This window comes from Methylocystis heyeri (assembly GCF_004802635.2).
Classification (GTDB): domain Bacteria; phylum Pseudomonadota; class Alphaproteobacteria; order Rhizobiales; family Beijerinckiaceae; genus Methylocystis; species Methylocystis heyeri.
The window spans coordinates 2,939,356-2,953,900 of the sequence record NZ_CP046052.1; the positions used below are offsets into that span (position 1 = coordinate 2,939,356).

A 14,545-nucleotide genomic window follows, 5' to 3' on the forward strand; every position below is an offset into this window, starting at 1 on the left:
TCGGGAGCGCCTGAATCGCAAAAGCCTGTGACTTTCGCGACGTTTCGCTCAGTATCGCCCGCCTGCTCTCGTCGCGTCAAAGGCTTTTCCATCGCCGCGCTGCTGCAGCCGGGCAGTGGGGCCGAGGCTTTGCGAAAGGCGTTCGGCGATGGAGCGCGCGCTCAGGCACCCCGGGGCCAATATCGGAGTGGCGGCGCCCGCCAGCCGGATCAAATGGCCGGCCTCCGGCGCGCCGCGGTGCAACGCGATCATTGCGCGACGGCACAGTTCGGCGAGGTCCGCCGCCTCCGGCGCAGTGGGGACCCCCATCCTTCCGACCAGCTTGGCCAGCGCGCGCAGCCATTGCACCTGCTGAAAACGTCCCTGGGGCGTCGAGCGCTCGAATTCCTCGAGGCAAGCAATCCACCGGTCGGCGCAAGCGGCGGCGTCGACGGCGTTTGTTGAAGCCGCCTGCTTCTCCAAATCACGACGTATCGCCCCAAAACTCGGCATTGCCGCCTCTCGCGCGCGGGGCATGCTGTGCTTTTTCGCGAGCTTCTCCGAAAATGCGCCCCATTTTCTGGCAAACTGAGCCTTCAGCCTTTAAGAACGAGTAAACGAAGGCCTGCCGCATTTTGCGCCGCTGCGCGCCCGCCGCCCTACTCCGACTTGAGCACCTCGCGGCATTCCGACGGCAGCTTGTCCATGGTCATGGGAGGCCATGATTTGGCGGGCGTTTTCCTCGGGTGCAGCACTTCGTCGCTGAACCACCACGCCAAAGAGGAATCGCAGCCGTCGCCCGTCGGCGTCGGATCCTGATCCTTGCAGCTTTCCGCGCCTCTCGGGCAGAACAGCCTGACGTGAAAATGATAGTTGTGCGAGTAATAGGGCCGGACCTTGTGCATCCAGGATTCGCCCGCCGCGACGCGGCACATGGCGCGCTTGATCGCTGCGTTGACGAATATTCTCTGCACCGCCGGATCTTCGGCTGCGGCGCGCACCACGGCGAGGTGGCCCGGAGTCCATACGTCCGAGATGACGTCCAGCCTGTCCTCCCGCACCATGTCGGCTGCGGACATTTCCTCGCGCTCCTCCCGGCTGAGATCGCGCGCGGGCATCGGCGTCAGCCATATGTCGGCGTCGAGTCCGATCTGGTGCGAGGCGTGCCCGCTGATCATCGGACCGCCGCGCGGCTGGGACATGTCGCCGATCAATATTCCCGGCCAGCCCGAAGCCTGAGCCGCCGCTGGCGCGAAGCGCTTGAGGAAGGCCACCAGCGCGGGATGGCCCCAGTTCCGATTGCGCGAAAGGCGCATCACCTGCCAGTTGGTCCCGTTGACCGGCAATGCGACTCCGCCGGCGAGACAGCCTTTGGAATAGAACCCGATCGGCTCCGCTTCCAGCGCCGCCGGCTCCCTGGCGCGGCCGAACAGCTCCTTGGCCGGCGTTTTCGGGTCCGACGGGTTCGCAAGAGGCGGCAGCGGCCTCGGATTGAGGGTCCCCTTCTCCTGCGCAGCCGCCGGCGGCGCCAGAATTAATGCGAGCATGAGCGGAACGAGCTTTGGAAGATGCATCGGCTCTGACTTGGCGACTGTTGGAGGAATTATGCGGTCTGATTCTGAGACGGCTGTCAACCATGTCCGCGCCCGTAATTCAGGGCCCAGGCGCGGCGGAATTAGGGCGGCGGGACGGCGGAAGAGGCGCCGTAAGTGCGAAATTAACCTCCCTGCTTCAAGGTCGGACACGAAGCGAAGCTTGGCAGCAACAGCTCCGCCATTAGGGCTTACATGCGCGACATATACGAAACGCTCGTCATTGGAGCCGGCCCCGCCGGCCTCACCGCCGCCTATACGCTGGCCAAGAATGGTCGCGACGTGCTCGTCCTGGAACATGATCCGGTTTATGTCGGCGGCATCAGCCGAACGGCGAACTACAAAGGCTTTCTGTTCGACATAGGCGGCCATCGCTTCTTTTCGAAGTCGAAGGAGATCGTGGATCTGTGGAACGAGATCCTGCCCGACGACTTCCTCGAGCGGCCGCGGCTCTCGCGCATCTTCTATCGCGGCAGGTTCTACGCTTATCCGCTCAAGGCCTTCGAAGCCCTGAGGAACCTCGGCCTGGCGGAAAGCGCCCGCTGCGTCGCCTCCTTCGGCCTCGCCAAGCTTTTCCCGATCAAGGACCCCCGCTCGTTTCACCAGTGGGTCCGCAATCAGTTCGGCGAGCGCTTGTTCGGCATCTTCTTCAAGACCTACACCGAGAAAGTGTGGGGCATGGGATGCGACGAGATATCCGCCGACTGGGCCGCGCAACGCATCAAGGGCCTCAGCCTCGGCGCCGCCGTCGTCGACGGCCTGCGCCGCTCGCTCGGCATACGCAAAGGCTCCGGCGAAGGCGGCGCCAAAACGCTGATCGAATCCTTCCGCTATCCGCGGCGCGGGCCCGGCATGATGTGGGAGGCCGCGGCCCGCAAGGTCCAGGCTTTCGGCGGCGAACTGCTGATGGGGCGCACTGTCGAAAAGCTCCACTTCGACGAGGCGCGCAAACTCTGGACGGTCACGGCGAGATGCGGCGACGGCGCCGTCGAGACCTTTACCGCCCGCAACGTCCTGTCCTCGGCGCCGATGCGCGAACTGATCAGCGCCATAGAGCCCAAGCCGCTGACGCTGTTCAACGCCCGCGCCCTGAAATACCGAGACTTCCTGACGGTCGTGCTGATTGGACGCCCTCAGAAGGAGCTGCCCGACAATTGGGTCTATATCCATGACCCTTCCGTCAAGGTCGGCCGCGTGCAGAACTTCCGCTCCTGGTCCCCGGAGATGATCGCCGACGGGGTTTCGACCTGCCTCGGGCTCGAATATTTCTGCTTTGAGGGCGACGGCTTGTGGAATTCCCCGGACGACGAGCTGATCGCTCTCGCCAAGGACGAAATCGGCAAGATCGGACTGATGAACCCCTCCGACGTCTTCGACGCCTGCGTCGTTCGCCAGCCGAAAGCCTATCCGGTCTATGACGACTCCTATGCGCAGAACGTACAATCGATCAGACGCGAGATCGCGACCCGCTTTCCGGGCCTGCGTCTGATCGGCCGCAACGGCATGCACAAATACAACAACCAGGACCACGCCATGATGACGGGAATGCTGACCGCGCTCAACATCATGGCGGGAGCCGATCTATACGACGTCTGGAACGTTAACGAGGACGCCGAATATTCCGAGGCCGGCATGTCGGGCGCTCGGGAGGCCCTGTCCAGCGAACGCCTCACGCCTCGGAAAGTGGCCTGAAAGTGACGCATTCGCTTGACGCGCGCCTTCTGCTCGTTCGTTCGCGATACGGCCGGATCGGCAGACTCTGTCTCGATCTGATGAAATATGGCGCGGCGAGCGCCTTTGCGCTCGCTCTCGACGCGGCGACGCTGCTGATTCTCAACAAGCTCCTCGGCGTGCATTATCTCGTCGCCGCCGCGGCCGGTTTCAGCGCAGGACTGGCGTTGATCTACGTTCTGAGCGTCAGATATGTCTTCAACGACAGCCGCGTGCTTCGTCCGTCGCAGGAGGCGATGGGTTTTCTCCTCACCGGCCTCGCCGGTCTGCTAATCAACCACGTGCTGATGCTGGTCTTCGTCGAGCATGTCGGGCTTGCCGTCGCCCTCGCCAAGATTCCCACGGCAGGCATTGTGTTTCTGTTCAATTTCACCGCGCGCCGCACTCTGCTTTTCTCGCAGAAGGCCAAGCCGCGCGCGGCGGGCCGCGAGCCCCGGCCGTGACGGCGCCCGGGGCGGAACCGGCTCACTCCCCCGCCAGGGGTTTCCCGATTTGGGCGAGCGTCGCGCTGGCGCTTTTGTGCGCTGTGGCGTTGACCTGGTCCCGTGCGCTGGAAATCTGGCGCAGCGGCGCCTTTTTCGATTCCGACGACGCTATGCGCGCGGTGCAGGTCCGCGACCTGCTCGCGGGCCAGTCCTGGTTCGACATGACGGCCTGGCGACTGGATCCTCCCAACGGGGTCGTCAGCCATTGGTCCCGCGTCGTCGACGCTCCGCTCGCGGCGCTGGAATCTTTCTTTCGCCTCTTCCTCGCGCCGCAATACGCCGAGCGGATCGTCCGGCTGCTTTTTCCGCTGGCCCTGCTCGCCGCCCTGCTGCGGCTCGCGGCGTGGCTCTCCTATATTCTCGCGCCTTCGGCCTCGCAGCATCTCGCGGTGCTGCTCGCCTTTCTGTCCGGCGCCGCACTGACCCAATTCATTCCCGGCCGGATCGACCATCATGCGCCCCAGATCGTCCTGCTGCTGACCGCGCTGGGCCTCTTCCTGAAAGGAATCGAAGCTGAGAAAGCGCGCGCCATGGCGGGGGCGAGCCTCGCAATGAGCGTTTCCATCGCAATCAGCCTCGAGAACGCGCCCTTCTTCGCAGTCATGCTGGCGGCGCTTCCAGCGCTCTTCGTCGTCGACGGCGAAAGAATGCGCGCACCGCTGGCGTGGTTCGCCGCAAGCGGGCTCCTTTGCTTTCCGCTACTCTACGGTGCGACCGTCGCGCCCGCGCGTTACCTCGTCTCGGCCTGCGACGCTTATTCATGGGTCTATCTCGCCGCCGCGTTCACGGGCCTCCTCGGCCTCGCCGCGCTGGCCGCCCTTGCGCCCTACGCCCGAACGCCGGCGGCGCGCGCCGCGGCGGCGGCGGCGGCCGGCGCAGCGGTCGTCGCGACGATGGCTGCCGTTGCGCCGAAATGCCTCGGCGATCCGCTCGCCGGCATCGACCCCCTGGTCCGCGAATTTTGGCTGTCCCATGTGACCGAAGCCACGCCGCTGCTGAAATTCCGGGACGGCGAATCGAATGTCGTGATTATGATCGCGCTCCCGGTCGCAATTGGTCTGGCGGCGACTTTGTGGGAGGCGTTCTCGGCGAAACAGGCGGCGGCGCGGCGACGCCGGCTCGTCCTCGCCGGCGTCATAGCCGCCGGTTTCGCGGCCGGTCTGTGGCAGGTTCGCGTGTTCACCTCCACCATGCCCATCGCGATGATCGCCCTTGCGGGAACGGCGGGCGCCGTCGCCGGCTTCCTCACGCGGGGTTTCAGCGCCGTCACCCGCGGACTGACCGCAGCCATCATCTGCTTCGCGGTCTCGCCCATGGGCGTCGCTGCGGCTCTCCCCGTCGGCGAGGGGACCGCGGAAATGGCGGAGCAGCAAAAGAGCAAAGCCGCTTGTCTCCAGCCCAAAACGCTGGAGCCGCTCGCCGCGCTCGATCCGGCGCCCGTCGCCGCGCCCTTCGATCTCGGCCCCTATCTGCTGGCCTACACGCCGCACAGCGCCTTCGCCGGCCCCTATCACCGCGACAATCACGGCAACCGCATCGTCATCGACGCCTTCCTTGCGCCGCCGGACCAGGCGGAGCGCATCCTGCGCGCGGCGGGCGCCCGCCTCCTGCTCTGGTGCCACTATGAGCCGGGCGGCTTCGCCAAAAAGGCGCCGGACGGCCTCGGCGCCGCGCTTGCGCGCGGGGAAATCCCCTCCTGGCTCGCTCCCCTGCCGCAAACGAGCGAACGCCTCCTTGTTTTCGCCCTACGGCCGTAAGATGTATAGCGCGCCCGGAGCCGGCCTCCTCGCGCGGCCCGCCGGAAAAGTCGAACCCAAAGGACATAAATCCAGATGACGCAGATTGGCCGCCGTCACTTCATGCTCGGCGCGGCGAGCGCCGCGCTCGCCGGCCCGAAGGCTTTCGCGTCGCCGACGGCGACCGAGGCCGAGGAGGAACTGCAAATCCGGATCGAGAACAATTCGGTCCCCGAGCTCTGCGCCGAGAAGGACAATATCGAGCTCGATTTCTTCTCCGAGCGGCTGCGCCGGATGCAGATCCAGGCCGTCCACCCGTCCTACATCAGCATGATCGGCACCGACCGCTACGCCCCCGACTGGTCGAGCTGCGATCTTTCCCATGACCCCAAATTCGCGGCCCAGGCGCGCCGCCTCACCTTTTGGGAAACGCCCGAATTCTGGCTCACGGGCTATACTTTCCCGAGCTTCTGGCGTCCCAATGCGGTTCCGGTGCGGGTCGGCGATCGCGTGGAGACCGGCTTCCATCTCGTCCAGCTCTGGATGAGCTACCGCGAGCGGGCGGAGGAGATCCTGGTGTTCTACCCGCCGGACGGCTATTGGCGCGCCCGGCCGCTGCCTTTCGAAGACATGCGCTGGACCGCATACGGCTCCTCCTTTCTCGTGGGCCCCGTCGAGGTCCAGCAGCGCCCGATCGTCGATTTCCAGGAAATCGCGTTCGAGCCAGAGACCCGCACCTTCGTCCTCAAGTTCAAGCGGGGCGGCGGCTCGGCTCGCATCCGGCTGGACAAGATCGACCAGGAGCGGATCGCGCTCGACGTCAGCTACAGCGGCGCGATGCCCGACGATCTGCCTTTCGCTTCGCTGCGTTCGATGTACGCGATGCAGACGATGAGCGACGCCGCGCGCGTCGCCTGGCGCACCAAGCGCGGCGCCAATTGGCAGGAGGCCGAGGTGATCGGCTTCCCCGGCGCCAACGCCACCGAATTATGGGTCGGCCGCCATCTGCCGTCCCGCCATAATCTCTCGGCGCCCGACATGGTCTTCGGCAAGTTCCAGGGGCCTCCCGCCGTCGCCGCCCGCACGGACGCCCGGTAGGCGGCGCGTGGCGACGTCGCCGGGTGAACAAAAGACGAGCGCCGCCGTTCGCGTCGCGGCGCTCGACGCCGCGCGGGGAGCGGCGGTGGTCGCCATGGTGGCCTTTCACCTCGTCTGGGACCTCGGCAATTTCAATTATATCGATCCCGACATCCCCTTTTCGCCCGGCTTCAAGCTGATCGGCCACGCCATAGCGACGAGCTTTCTGTTCATCGCGGGCGTTTCCCTGGTGCTGGCGCACCGGCAAAAGGCGGGATGGCGTCCCTTTCGGCGCCGGCTCTTCATCATATCCGGCGCGGCCGCGCTGGTTTCGCTCGGCACCTGGCTGGCCTATCCGCAGGCTTTCGTCTTTTTCGGGATACTTCATTGCATTGCGGCCGCGAGCCTGCTCGCCGCGCCCCTGCTGACGGCGCCCTGGCCGGCCGCCGCCGCCGCCGCGCTCGCATTCGGCCTCGCGCCCCTCCTCTACAGCAGCCCGATCTTCAACACCCGCTGGCTGGCCTGGATCGGCTTCGCCGGCGTGGAGCCTCTCACCAACGACTATCAGCCGCTCGCGCCCTGGGCCGCAGCGCTTTTCGCCGGCGTCGCCGCGGCGAAGTTCTGGAGCGCCCGTTTCTCCGGCGATCCCGACTCGTCGGTGTTCTCGTCGCGCGAAGCGGCGCCCGCTTCGCTCGAAAACACGCTAGGCGCCGCCTGCTGGCTCGGGCGCCGCAGCCTTGCGGTCTATCTCCTGCATCAGCCGGCGCTGTTCGCGCTGTTCGGCCTCCTCGCGCTGCTGGGCGCTGCGCCCGCCGCGCGGGTTTCCGGCGGCTTCCTTGAAGCCTGCTCCGCCCAGTGCGAAAAGGGCGGAGGCGAAAAGACGGCTTGCCGGGACATTTGCTCCTGCACGGAGGAGAAGGCGTCGCGAGACGCGTCTCTCGCCTTGGCGGCCGACGAGGGCGAACGCGCGCTGATCGTCAATCGTCTGGCGCAGGCCTGCCTCTCCGACAGGCTGGCGCGCTGAGCGCTTCAAGAAAGCATGCTCCCCCAAACCGCATAGGATCGACATGAACCGCTCCGAATTCGTCTTCGCCCCGCCCCCTGTCCCGAGCGTCGCCGTGGAAGGCGGAAGCCTTCGCTTCCCGGTGCGGCGGATTTTCTGCGTGGGGCTGAATTACGCCGACCATGCCCGCGAGATGGGCAAGGACCCCGGCGCGGAGCCGCCGTTTTTCTTCACCAAGCCCGCCGATGCGGTGGTCGAGAGCGGCGCGACCATCCCCTACCCTTCGATGACGGGCAATTTGCACCACGAGATCGAGCTGGTGGCGGCGCTCGGCTCCGGCGGCGCCGACATTCCCGTAGAAGAGGCGCTCGGACATGTTTGGGGCTATGCGGCCGGCATCGACCTGACCAAGCGCGACCTGCAGAAAAAGGCGCGGGACGAAGGCAAGCCGTGGGATTTCTCCAAGGGCTTCGACCAGTCCGCGCCGATCGGGGCCTTGCGCCCCGCCGCCCGCATCGGCCATCCGCAAAGCGGGCGAATCGCGCTTTCGGTCAATGGAGAGCCCCGCCAGGCGGGAGATCTCTCCGACATGATCCTCGGCGTCGCCGAGGTGATCGCCGAGATTTCGAAATATGTGCGCCTCGCGCCGGGAGACCTGATTTTCACCGGAACGCCCGCCGGCGTCGGCCCGCTGCGGCCGGGCGACCGCATCGAGGGAGAGATCGCCGGGGTAGGCGCCGCGTCGCTGGCCATAGCGTCGTAAAACCAAAAAATCCGGGGCATATTCTGACAGGCGCGTAGAATCATTTGCAACTTGCCGGCTTCTGAATATATTGCCCCTCGATTCCGCCCGGCGCGCCGGGCAGGGAATTCGCGGAGGGGTGGCCGAGTGGTTGAAGGCGCACGCCTGGAAAGTGTGTATACGGGAAACCGTATCGCGGGTTCGAATCCCGCCTCCTCCGCCAGTCTCCCGTTCACCAGCCTTCGCCCTTAATCGCCTAACGCCCTGAATTTCCACGGATGAGTTAATCGTAGCAGTCCGCTGCTGTTCGTTGCCGGACGCCTGCAACCGCGTTATTATGTGGGGAATGGCGTGGGGAAGTTCCCAAGTGTGGGGAAGGGCTGCCCCAAGATGCGGGGCGGGCATGGGAAAGCTGACGGCAAACGAAGTTAAGGCAGCGTTCGCGAAACCCGGAACCTATGGCGACGGCGACGGCCTTTTCCTGAAGGTGAGCAAGAGCGGGGGCGCAAGCTGGCTCTTGCGCGTCCAACATGAAGGCAAGCGCCGGGATTTGGGATTGGGCAGCGCCAAGCTGGTTACACTGGCAGCCGCGCGGGCAAAAGCAGCAGAAGCCCGCAAGGCAACCCGCGAAGACGGGCGCGACCTTGTTGCCGAGAAGCGCAAGGCTAAGGCGGAAGCTGTCACCTTTCGGGAAGCGGCATTGGCCTATCTTGAGGTGCATAAGGACCAATGGGCCAACGCCAAGCATGGCGAACAATGGATCAGCACACTCGAAACGTACGCCTTCCGCACGCTTGGCTCCAAGCACGTCGGTAGCATATCTGCCGGTGACATTATCGCGGCAATCTCCGAGGTATGGACGGCCAAGCCTGAAACCGGGCGGCGCGTGCGTCAGCGGATATGCACCGTGTTGGACTATGCCCATGCTCGCGGCTGGCGGACGACTGAAGCCCCGACCCGCTCCCTTGTTGCCGGCAAGAGCCTGCCCAAGCAGTCGGGCGGCAAACACCATCCCGCCATGCCCTACGTTGAAGTTTCGGCCTTCCTAACGCGGCTCAGAGCAAGCGGCGGGGTGTGGGGAAGGCTGGCATTGGAATTCGTCATTTTGACCGCCGCCCGCTCGCAGGAAGTACGGTTGGCGACATGGAATGAGTTCGACCTTGAAAGCGGCCTCTGGACCGTCCCGGCCGAGCACATGAAGATGAAGCGTGAGCACATCGTGCCACTATCGCCGGAAGCCTTGGCCGTACTGCGAAGCGTGGCGGCTGTCCGGCTGACTACAACCGATCTTGTATTTCCCGGCTCGAACGGCCGCGCCATGTCTGACATGACCTTGCTGGCCGTTCTCCGCCGGATGGAGGAGCCGGTAACGGTGCATGGCTTTCGCTCCTCGTTCCGCACATGGGTAGCCGAGGCTACGACTTTCTCCGGAGAGGTGGCGGAAGCAGCTTTGGCGCACCAGAACCCCAACGAGGTTGAGCGCGCCTATCAGCGGGGCGGCTTGCTCGATAAGCGCCGGAAGTTGATGCAGGCATGGGGCGCATATTGCACCAATGATACCTCACTGACGAAGATTGTGCCGATCAGGCACGCGCGGGCGGTTTAATAACTGTCAGTCAGCCGGAACGGAGCGCATTGTACAGGGTATCCAGCCAGCAATTCTGCAGGGCACCCTTCCAGGGCTTGCGCTAGCGTCAATGTGGTTTTTGTAGAAATAGAGGCAGAAAAATTATGGGCTTAACTCTTCTGTTTTTGGTGGCGCTGCTTTTCGCGATCCCAACGTCAGGGCTCTCGCTATTGGCGTATGCGGTGTATTTTTTCGTCCACGCTTACATTCGAGCCAGAGCGAGGATGCATTACGCCAACGAGCGCCACGCTGAAAAGGCTATTAAATCTGGCGGTGGACGTTTCCCTTCCTGGATAAAGGATCGAGGCGAGGTTCTCATTTTCATTGAGGTAGTTCAGAAATCCGCCGAAAGACACGGCGTTCCGTTCGCATTTTCCCACGCGGTTATGTCGGCGAGCCAGTTCGAAATCTTGTTGCGCTACGCTGGAGCAATGGAAGCCGAAGGCGCTTCCTTCATCGAGCAGCAGGACTCAGTTGGCAAAAAGGTGGTAGAGATGTGGCAGGGCCTGCCTAGTGAGGAGCGCCAACACTTTATCGTTCGGAGTGGCGATATCCCATTCTGAAAAGAAGCCATGCCTATCGGCAGCCTTTGAACCAGGAAAGAAGACCCCAATTGCTTATAGACAATATCGCCTACCATGCAGGAGGCATTCTTGGAGTCATGCTTGTTCTCTACCTCCTCAGCCGCCTCATTGAATGGGTTCTGCTAAAGCGCTTTTTGATGAACCCTTTTGCCAAGGTATGGGTCGGCTCTGCTCTTGCTTTCTGCGCAGTAGCTGCCCTCTTTATCATCCCGAACGGTGAGGGCATTAGCCCTGCTCCATCACTCGTTGTTCAGACCTGCCTTGCAGCAATCCTTCTCCCCGTATTCCGCAGTGGTTGGAGAAAGCTGAAGCACCGAGACGCATAACGCTGAACCAGTGAGGGGAAGCACCACACTTCCCCTTGTGTCTCTCCTATTCTAAACTAAGTGATGCGAAGCTTCATTAATAATTTCAGGAATAATCCAATAAGCCACTTCAAATGTACCAGCGATATAGAGAAAATATTCAATATTATATTTGTAGATCGAAAGCTTTTAGGCGCATTTTTTAGTTATGTCTTGTGGCAGTGTACACTCTTTACACTCTCTCTACACCAACCACCCCCCCCGGTACACTTGGCTAGACTTCAGTACACATCCCCATGCTTCGCATGGTGTGGGTAATCTTGCCCAGTAACTGGAGAACTACCATGGCTACCACTCGTCACGCTCTCGGCTCTGTGCTCGGCACTGTGGTCACGACCGCAGAGACACTGAATGGCGCTCTCAACGCAGCATCCAGAGGAATTGGAATGCTCAATGCTTTCGTGGAGAAAGCTGCCACAGAACAGGAGGGTCGGCACAAGGTAAGCGCAAAGCCGAGGCCGTTTAGGCGACGTAATTCCAGGGCATGAGAGCCTCGATGTCGCGGTTTGGCCAGCCGTTGGCGATGCGCTCGAGGGTTTGCTTGAGCCAGGCGAATGGATCGGCGCCGTTCATTTTCGCGGTGGTCAGCAGGGTCGCCAAAGTTGCCCACGTCCGGCCACCACCGTCGGAACCGGCGAAGAGCGCATTCTTTCTTGTAATGGTCTGGGGCCGGATCGCCCGCTCGACTACATTGGAGTCGATCTCGACGTGGCCGTCGGCGAGGAACAGTTCCAAGCTGGCTCGGCGCCCCAAAGCGTAGCGGATGTGTTCGGCGAGCTTGGATTTGCCCGAGATGAGCGCCAGCTCCCGTTCCCAGCGCGCAAACAATTCGGCGACGATCGGAGCCGAGGATTGGCGGCGCGCCGCCAACCTATCGTCCGGCATCAGATCGCGAACCTGGTCTTCCACCGACCAGAGATCCTTCATCCGCTCGACCGTAGCGGTGGCCAAGCTGGAGCTGCCGGCGACATGCAGTTCGTAAAATCTTCGGCGCAGATGCGCCCAGCAGCAGGCCAGGAGCAAAGCCTTCTCGCCGCGATCTGCCCCGGCCAGCCGCTGATAGGCGGCGTAGCCATCGACTTGCAGAATGCCGTAATACCCCTTCAGATGCCGCAAGGCGCAATCGCCGGAACGGCTGTCCTCGAAGCGGTAGGCGACCATCGGCGGATCGCCGCCGCCAAAGGGCCGATCGTCTCTCGCGTAGGCCCATAAATAGGCTTTCTTCGCCTTGCCGGCGCCGGGCTCCAGCGTCGGCAACGTCGTCTCGTCGGCAAAGACGCGCGGGCTCTGCTTGATCCGCCACAGCACATGGTCCGAAAGCGGCTCCAGTTCGAAGCCAAGCCGCCCCATCCATTGCGCCATCAGCGAACGATCAAGCTCGACCCCGTCGCGGGCGTAAATGCCTTCCTGCCTATAAAGCGGCAGGCCGTCGGCGTATTTGGAGACGGCGATCATCGCCAACAGGGCCTCGGTGGGAATGCCGCCCTCGATAATGCGCGCGGGAGCAGGCGCCTGGATGACGCCATCGACGTCGACGTCTTTGAAGGCGTATTTCGGGCGGCGGGTGACGATCACCCGGAAGCGCGGCGGCTCGACGTCCAAGCGTTCACAAACGTCCTCGCCGATCTTGATCTTCTCCTTGCCCAGATGTTCGGCGGGTACCTCGGGCTCGATCACCACCTCGACCCGTTCAAGATGAGAGGCGAACGCCTTACGCGGACGCGGCGCCCGCTTTTGTTTGGCCGAGCCGCCCGCTTTGTCCAGCCCCGCCTTGATTTCGGCGATGCCGGTCTGGATCTCCTCAAACACGAAGGCCTGCTGTTCGGCCGCGGCAGCCCCCAGCTTTTCCGAGCGCTTGCCGAAGCGGTTTCGCTCCAGCGCCTTGAGGATCGAAGTCAGCCGGGCGATGCGTTCGTCAGCTGCCGCATTGAGGACTTTGAGGTCGCGGATTTCGCTTTCGAGCGCCTCTGTGCGCGCCGCCTTTTCGGCCATGACGCGGACCAGCGCTTTCAGCGCGTCAACATCGTCAGGAAGCGGAAAATCGAGCATTTTCATTAGGATGATTAAAGCACAGATCCAGTGGAAACGCTCGTGTTTTCAACGTAATCATGCCGATTTTCCGACCGTTCAGCCGGCGCTGACCGGGCGTTTGAGGTCGACCGGACGCACCCGTTTCCAATCCAATCCGTCAACCAGCGCCATCAACTGGGCATGATTGAGTTGAACCTGGTTTGGCCCGATCCGCGGCCAGCAAAATTGCGATTCCTCCAATCGCTTCGAGAACAGGCACACGCCGGTCCCATCAAACCAAACGATCTTGATTCTATCGGCTCTCTTGGCCCGGAACACATAAAGCGCGCCGTTGAACGGGTCGGCGCCGACATCGCGCACCAGCGACAGCAAACCGTCCGGGCCTTTGCGAAAATCGACCGGTTGGCTGGCCAGATAGATTTTCACGCCCGACGCGATCATGCCGAGCGCACCGCGCGGATCACGCGACGCAGATCGGCTTCGCCAATGTCGGCGCTGACGCGGATCACTGTGGCGCCGACGGAGATTTCCACCGTTGGCGCAGACCTGCCCTCGACATCCGGCGGATTCGCGCAAGCGGTAGGCGAGGCCGTCACCGCACCTTCGCGCATCGCTTGCCGGCGCCAGCCAAAAAGCTGAGACGGCGAAATGCCCATCTCCCGCGCGGCCGCGGAAATATTCACGTCGGGATCCAGTGTCGCCGCAACAGCTCGTGCCTTGAACTCGTCAGACCACCGGCGACGGCGAGAAACCGGAGCGCCATCAAGACGATCAACCACGGCTTCGATCAGTTGGAAACTTCTATCACCAGGCATAGGCGCAGACATAGATGCTCACAGCAGTACAAATTGTGCTGCTATTGATAGCTGGGCCACCTATGCGCCGCCATCACGGGGCTGCCTTGGCGCTTACGGCACAAGAATGATGCTGCACTCTTCAAGACTCAGTTGGTCATCGAAGGTGCTCAAGCCGAGGCTGAGATGCAGCAAGAGGTGATCAAGTACTGCAAGAAGAGCGCTGAACATAAGCAGCTCTTCGAGAAAGCGTACGATAAGTTCGCCAAGCTGCATGGACTTGAGGTCGAAGTGGATGAAACTTCGACTATCACGAAACTCCACGCATCTAAGTAACCAACAATCAATTCATTCACAACTGAATGAGTAAGTGACATGGGAGTCACAGCGCAACAGCGCTGCTCCCACATATTACGTACGGAGTGCCGCTCGATGGTCCCGGTCAATGCAGGCTGACTATCATGAAAGGAACGTTGAGTTATTCCCATCGTCGAACGAAATACAGTACGGGTAATGAAGATATTATCGGCGAATCCGCTGGCATCCTAAACCATATTTCTAAAATTCTTCCTCCTAAATCAACCCGATAACCCGACTGACATATCAGTCCCGCTTAAAGAGAAAAAATGTCTTCTGATCTAACTAGAAAAAGACATACGCTAGATGACTTTTTAGACGCTTAACGATAATTAACATCCAACTTAAAGTTGACATACCTAAACATTGAAAGTTGGAATTTCTTTCCATTCATACTAAGTCAACCCGAAATAGCGCAGGCTTTACATAACCTAATTACTAT

At 62.2% G+C, this 14,545-nt stretch carries 14 protein-coding genes and 1 tRNA gene; 10 read left to right on the forward strand and 5 right to left on the reverse strand.

Annotated elements, in window-relative coordinates; genetic code table 11:
- Positions 1–48: 48 nt before the first annotated feature.
- Together H2LOC_RS13385 and mepA are read right to left on the reverse strand one after the other, a co-directional pair.
- On the reverse strand, positions 49–492 hold the full coding sequence (locus H2LOC_RS13385; protein ID WP_136496838.1) for a hypothetical protein: 444 nt from the start codon (positions 490–492) through the stop codon (positions 49–51).
- 146 nt (positions 493–638) lie between these two features.
- Positions 639–1,526, reverse strand: coding sequence for a penicillin-insensitive murein endopeptidase (gene mepA / locus H2LOC_RS13390; protein WP_343040027.1), 888 nt, complete (start codon positions 1,524–1,526; stop codon positions 639–641).
- Between the two features lie 240 nt (positions 1,527–1,766).
- Here mepA and H2LOC_RS13395 point away from each other — a divergent pair, with 240 nt between their 5' ends.
- The 10 genes from H2LOC_RS13395 to H2LOC_RS13440 all read left to right on the forward strand — a co-directional run bounded on the left by H2LOC_RS13395 (position 1,767) and on the right by H2LOC_RS13440 (position 10,882).
- Positions 1,767–3,263 (forward strand): NAD(P)/FAD-dependent oxidoreductase, encoded by a 1,497-nt coding sequence (locus H2LOC_RS13395; protein ID WP_136496840.1) that lies wholly within the window; start codon positions 1,767–1,769, stop codon positions 3,261–3,263.
- A gap of 2 nt (positions 3,264–3,265) precedes the next feature.
- Positions 3,266–3,745, forward strand: coding sequence for a GtrA family protein (locus tag H2LOC_RS13400; protein ID WP_246206833.1), 480 nt, complete (start codon positions 3,266–3,268; stop codon positions 3,743–3,745).
- The gene (locus tag H2LOC_RS13405) at positions 3,742–5,544 is read left to right on the forward strand and encodes a hypothetical protein (protein WP_136496841.1); all 1,803 of its coding nucleotides are present in this window, start codon (positions 3,742–3,744) and stop codon (positions 5,542–5,544) included. Before H2LOC_RS13400 ends, H2LOC_RS13405 begins: the two co-directional genes overlap by 4 nt.
- 75 nt (positions 5,545–5,619) lie before the next feature.
- Positions 5,620–6,621: a hypothetical protein gene (locus tag H2LOC_RS13410; RefSeq protein ID WP_136496842.1), complete on the forward strand. Its 1,002-nt coding sequence runs from the start codon at positions 5,620–5,622 to the stop codon at positions 6,619–6,621.
- Positions 6,622–6,628: 7 nt separating this feature from the next.
- Positions 6,629–7,624: a heparan-alpha-glucosaminide N-acetyltransferase gene (locus H2LOC_RS13415; RefSeq protein WP_246206834.1), complete on the forward strand. Its 996-nt coding sequence runs from the start codon at positions 6,629–6,631 to the stop codon at positions 7,622–7,624.
- 43 nt (positions 7,625–7,667) lie between these two features.
- Positions 7,668–8,366 (forward strand): fumarylacetoacetate hydrolase family protein, encoded by a 699-nt coding sequence (locus tag H2LOC_RS13420; protein WP_136496843.1) that lies wholly within the window; start codon positions 7,668–7,670, stop codon positions 8,364–8,366.
- 112 nt (positions 8,367–8,478) lie between these two features.
- Positions 8,479–8,568 (forward strand) — tRNA-Ser (locus H2LOC_RS13425).
- A 180-nt stretch (positions 8,569–8,748) separates the two neighbouring features.
- Complete coding sequence (locus H2LOC_RS13430) at positions 8,749–9,951, forward strand: tyrosine-type recombinase/integrase (protein WP_136496844.1); 1,203 nt, start codon at positions 8,749–8,751, stop codon at positions 9,949–9,951.
- Between the two features lie 125 nt (positions 9,952–10,076).
- Positions 10,077–10,535 (forward strand): hypothetical protein, encoded by a 459-nt coding sequence (locus tag H2LOC_RS13435; protein WP_136496845.1) that lies wholly within the window; start codon positions 10,077–10,079, stop codon positions 10,533–10,535.
- A gap of 50 nt (positions 10,536–10,585) precedes the next feature.
- Positions 10,586–10,882 carry a hypothetical protein gene (locus H2LOC_RS13440; protein WP_136496846.1) on the forward strand — a complete coding sequence of 99 codons (297 nt, stop codon included), beginning with the start codon at positions 10,586–10,588 and terminating at the stop codon, positions 10,880–10,882.
- A gap of 501 nt (positions 10,883–11,383) precedes the next feature.
- On the opposite strand, the gene tnpC is transcribed toward H2LOC_RS13440, so the two are convergent.
- The 3 genes from tnpC to H2LOC_RS13455 form a co-directional block, all read right to left on the reverse strand.
- Positions 11,384–12,970: an IS66 family transposase gene (gene tnpC, locus H2LOC_RS13445; protein ID WP_246206786.1), complete on the reverse strand. Its 1,587-nt coding sequence runs from the start codon at positions 12,968–12,970 to the stop codon at positions 11,384–11,386.
- Positions 12,971–13,048: 78 nt separating this feature from the next.
- Entirely contained in the window at positions 13,049–13,393 is a 345-nt protein-coding gene (gene tnpB, locus H2LOC_RS13450) for an IS66 family insertion sequence element accessory protein TnpB (RefSeq protein WP_136495377.1), read from the reverse strand.
- Positions 13,390–13,779, reverse strand: coding sequence for a transposase (locus H2LOC_RS13455; RefSeq protein WP_136495378.1), 390 nt, complete (start codon positions 13,777–13,779; stop codon positions 13,390–13,392). The genes tnpB and H2LOC_RS13455 overlap by 4 nt, the downstream gene beginning before the upstream one ends.
- Between the last annotated feature and the right edge of the window lie 766 nt (positions 13,780–14,545).

Coding starts and splice junctions, on each gene's coding strand:
- H2LOC_RS13385 (WP_136496838.1), bottom strand. CDS start 492: ATGCCGAGTTTTGGGGCGATACGTCGTGATTTGGAGAAGCAGGCGGCT.
- mepA (WP_343040027.1), bottom strand. CDS start 1,526: ATGCTCGCATTAATTCTGGCGCCGCCGGCGGCTGCGCAGGAGAAGGGG.
- H2LOC_RS13395 (WP_136496840.1), top strand. CDS start 1,767: ATGCGCGACATATACGAAACGCTCGTCATTGGAGCCGGCCCCGCCGGC.
- H2LOC_RS13410 (WP_136496842.1), top strand. CDS start 5,620: ATGACGCAGATTGGCCGCCGTCACTTCATGCTCGGCGCGGCGAGCGCC.
- H2LOC_RS13420 (WP_136496843.1), top strand. CDS start 7,668: ATGAACCGCTCCGAATTCGTCTTCGCCCCGCCCCCTGTCCCGAGCGTC.
- H2LOC_RS13430 (WP_136496844.1), top strand. CDS start 8,749: ATGGGAAAGCTGACGGCAAACGAAGTTAAGGCAGCGTTCGCGAAACCC.
- H2LOC_RS13435 (WP_136496845.1), top strand. CDS start 10,077: ATGGGCTTAACTCTTCTGTTTTTGGTGGCGCTGCTTTTCGCGATCCCA.
- tnpC (WP_246206786.1), bottom strand. CDS start 12,970: ATGCTCGATTTTCCGCTTCCTGACGATGTTGACGCGCTGAAAGCGCTG.
- tnpB (WP_136495377.1), bottom strand. CDS start 13,393: ATGATCGCGTCGGGCGTGAAAATCTATCTGGCCAGCCAACCGGTCGAT.
- H2LOC_RS13455 (WP_136495378.1), bottom strand. CDS start 13,779: ATGTCTGCGCCTATGCCTGGTGATAGAAGTTTCCAACTGATCGAAGCC.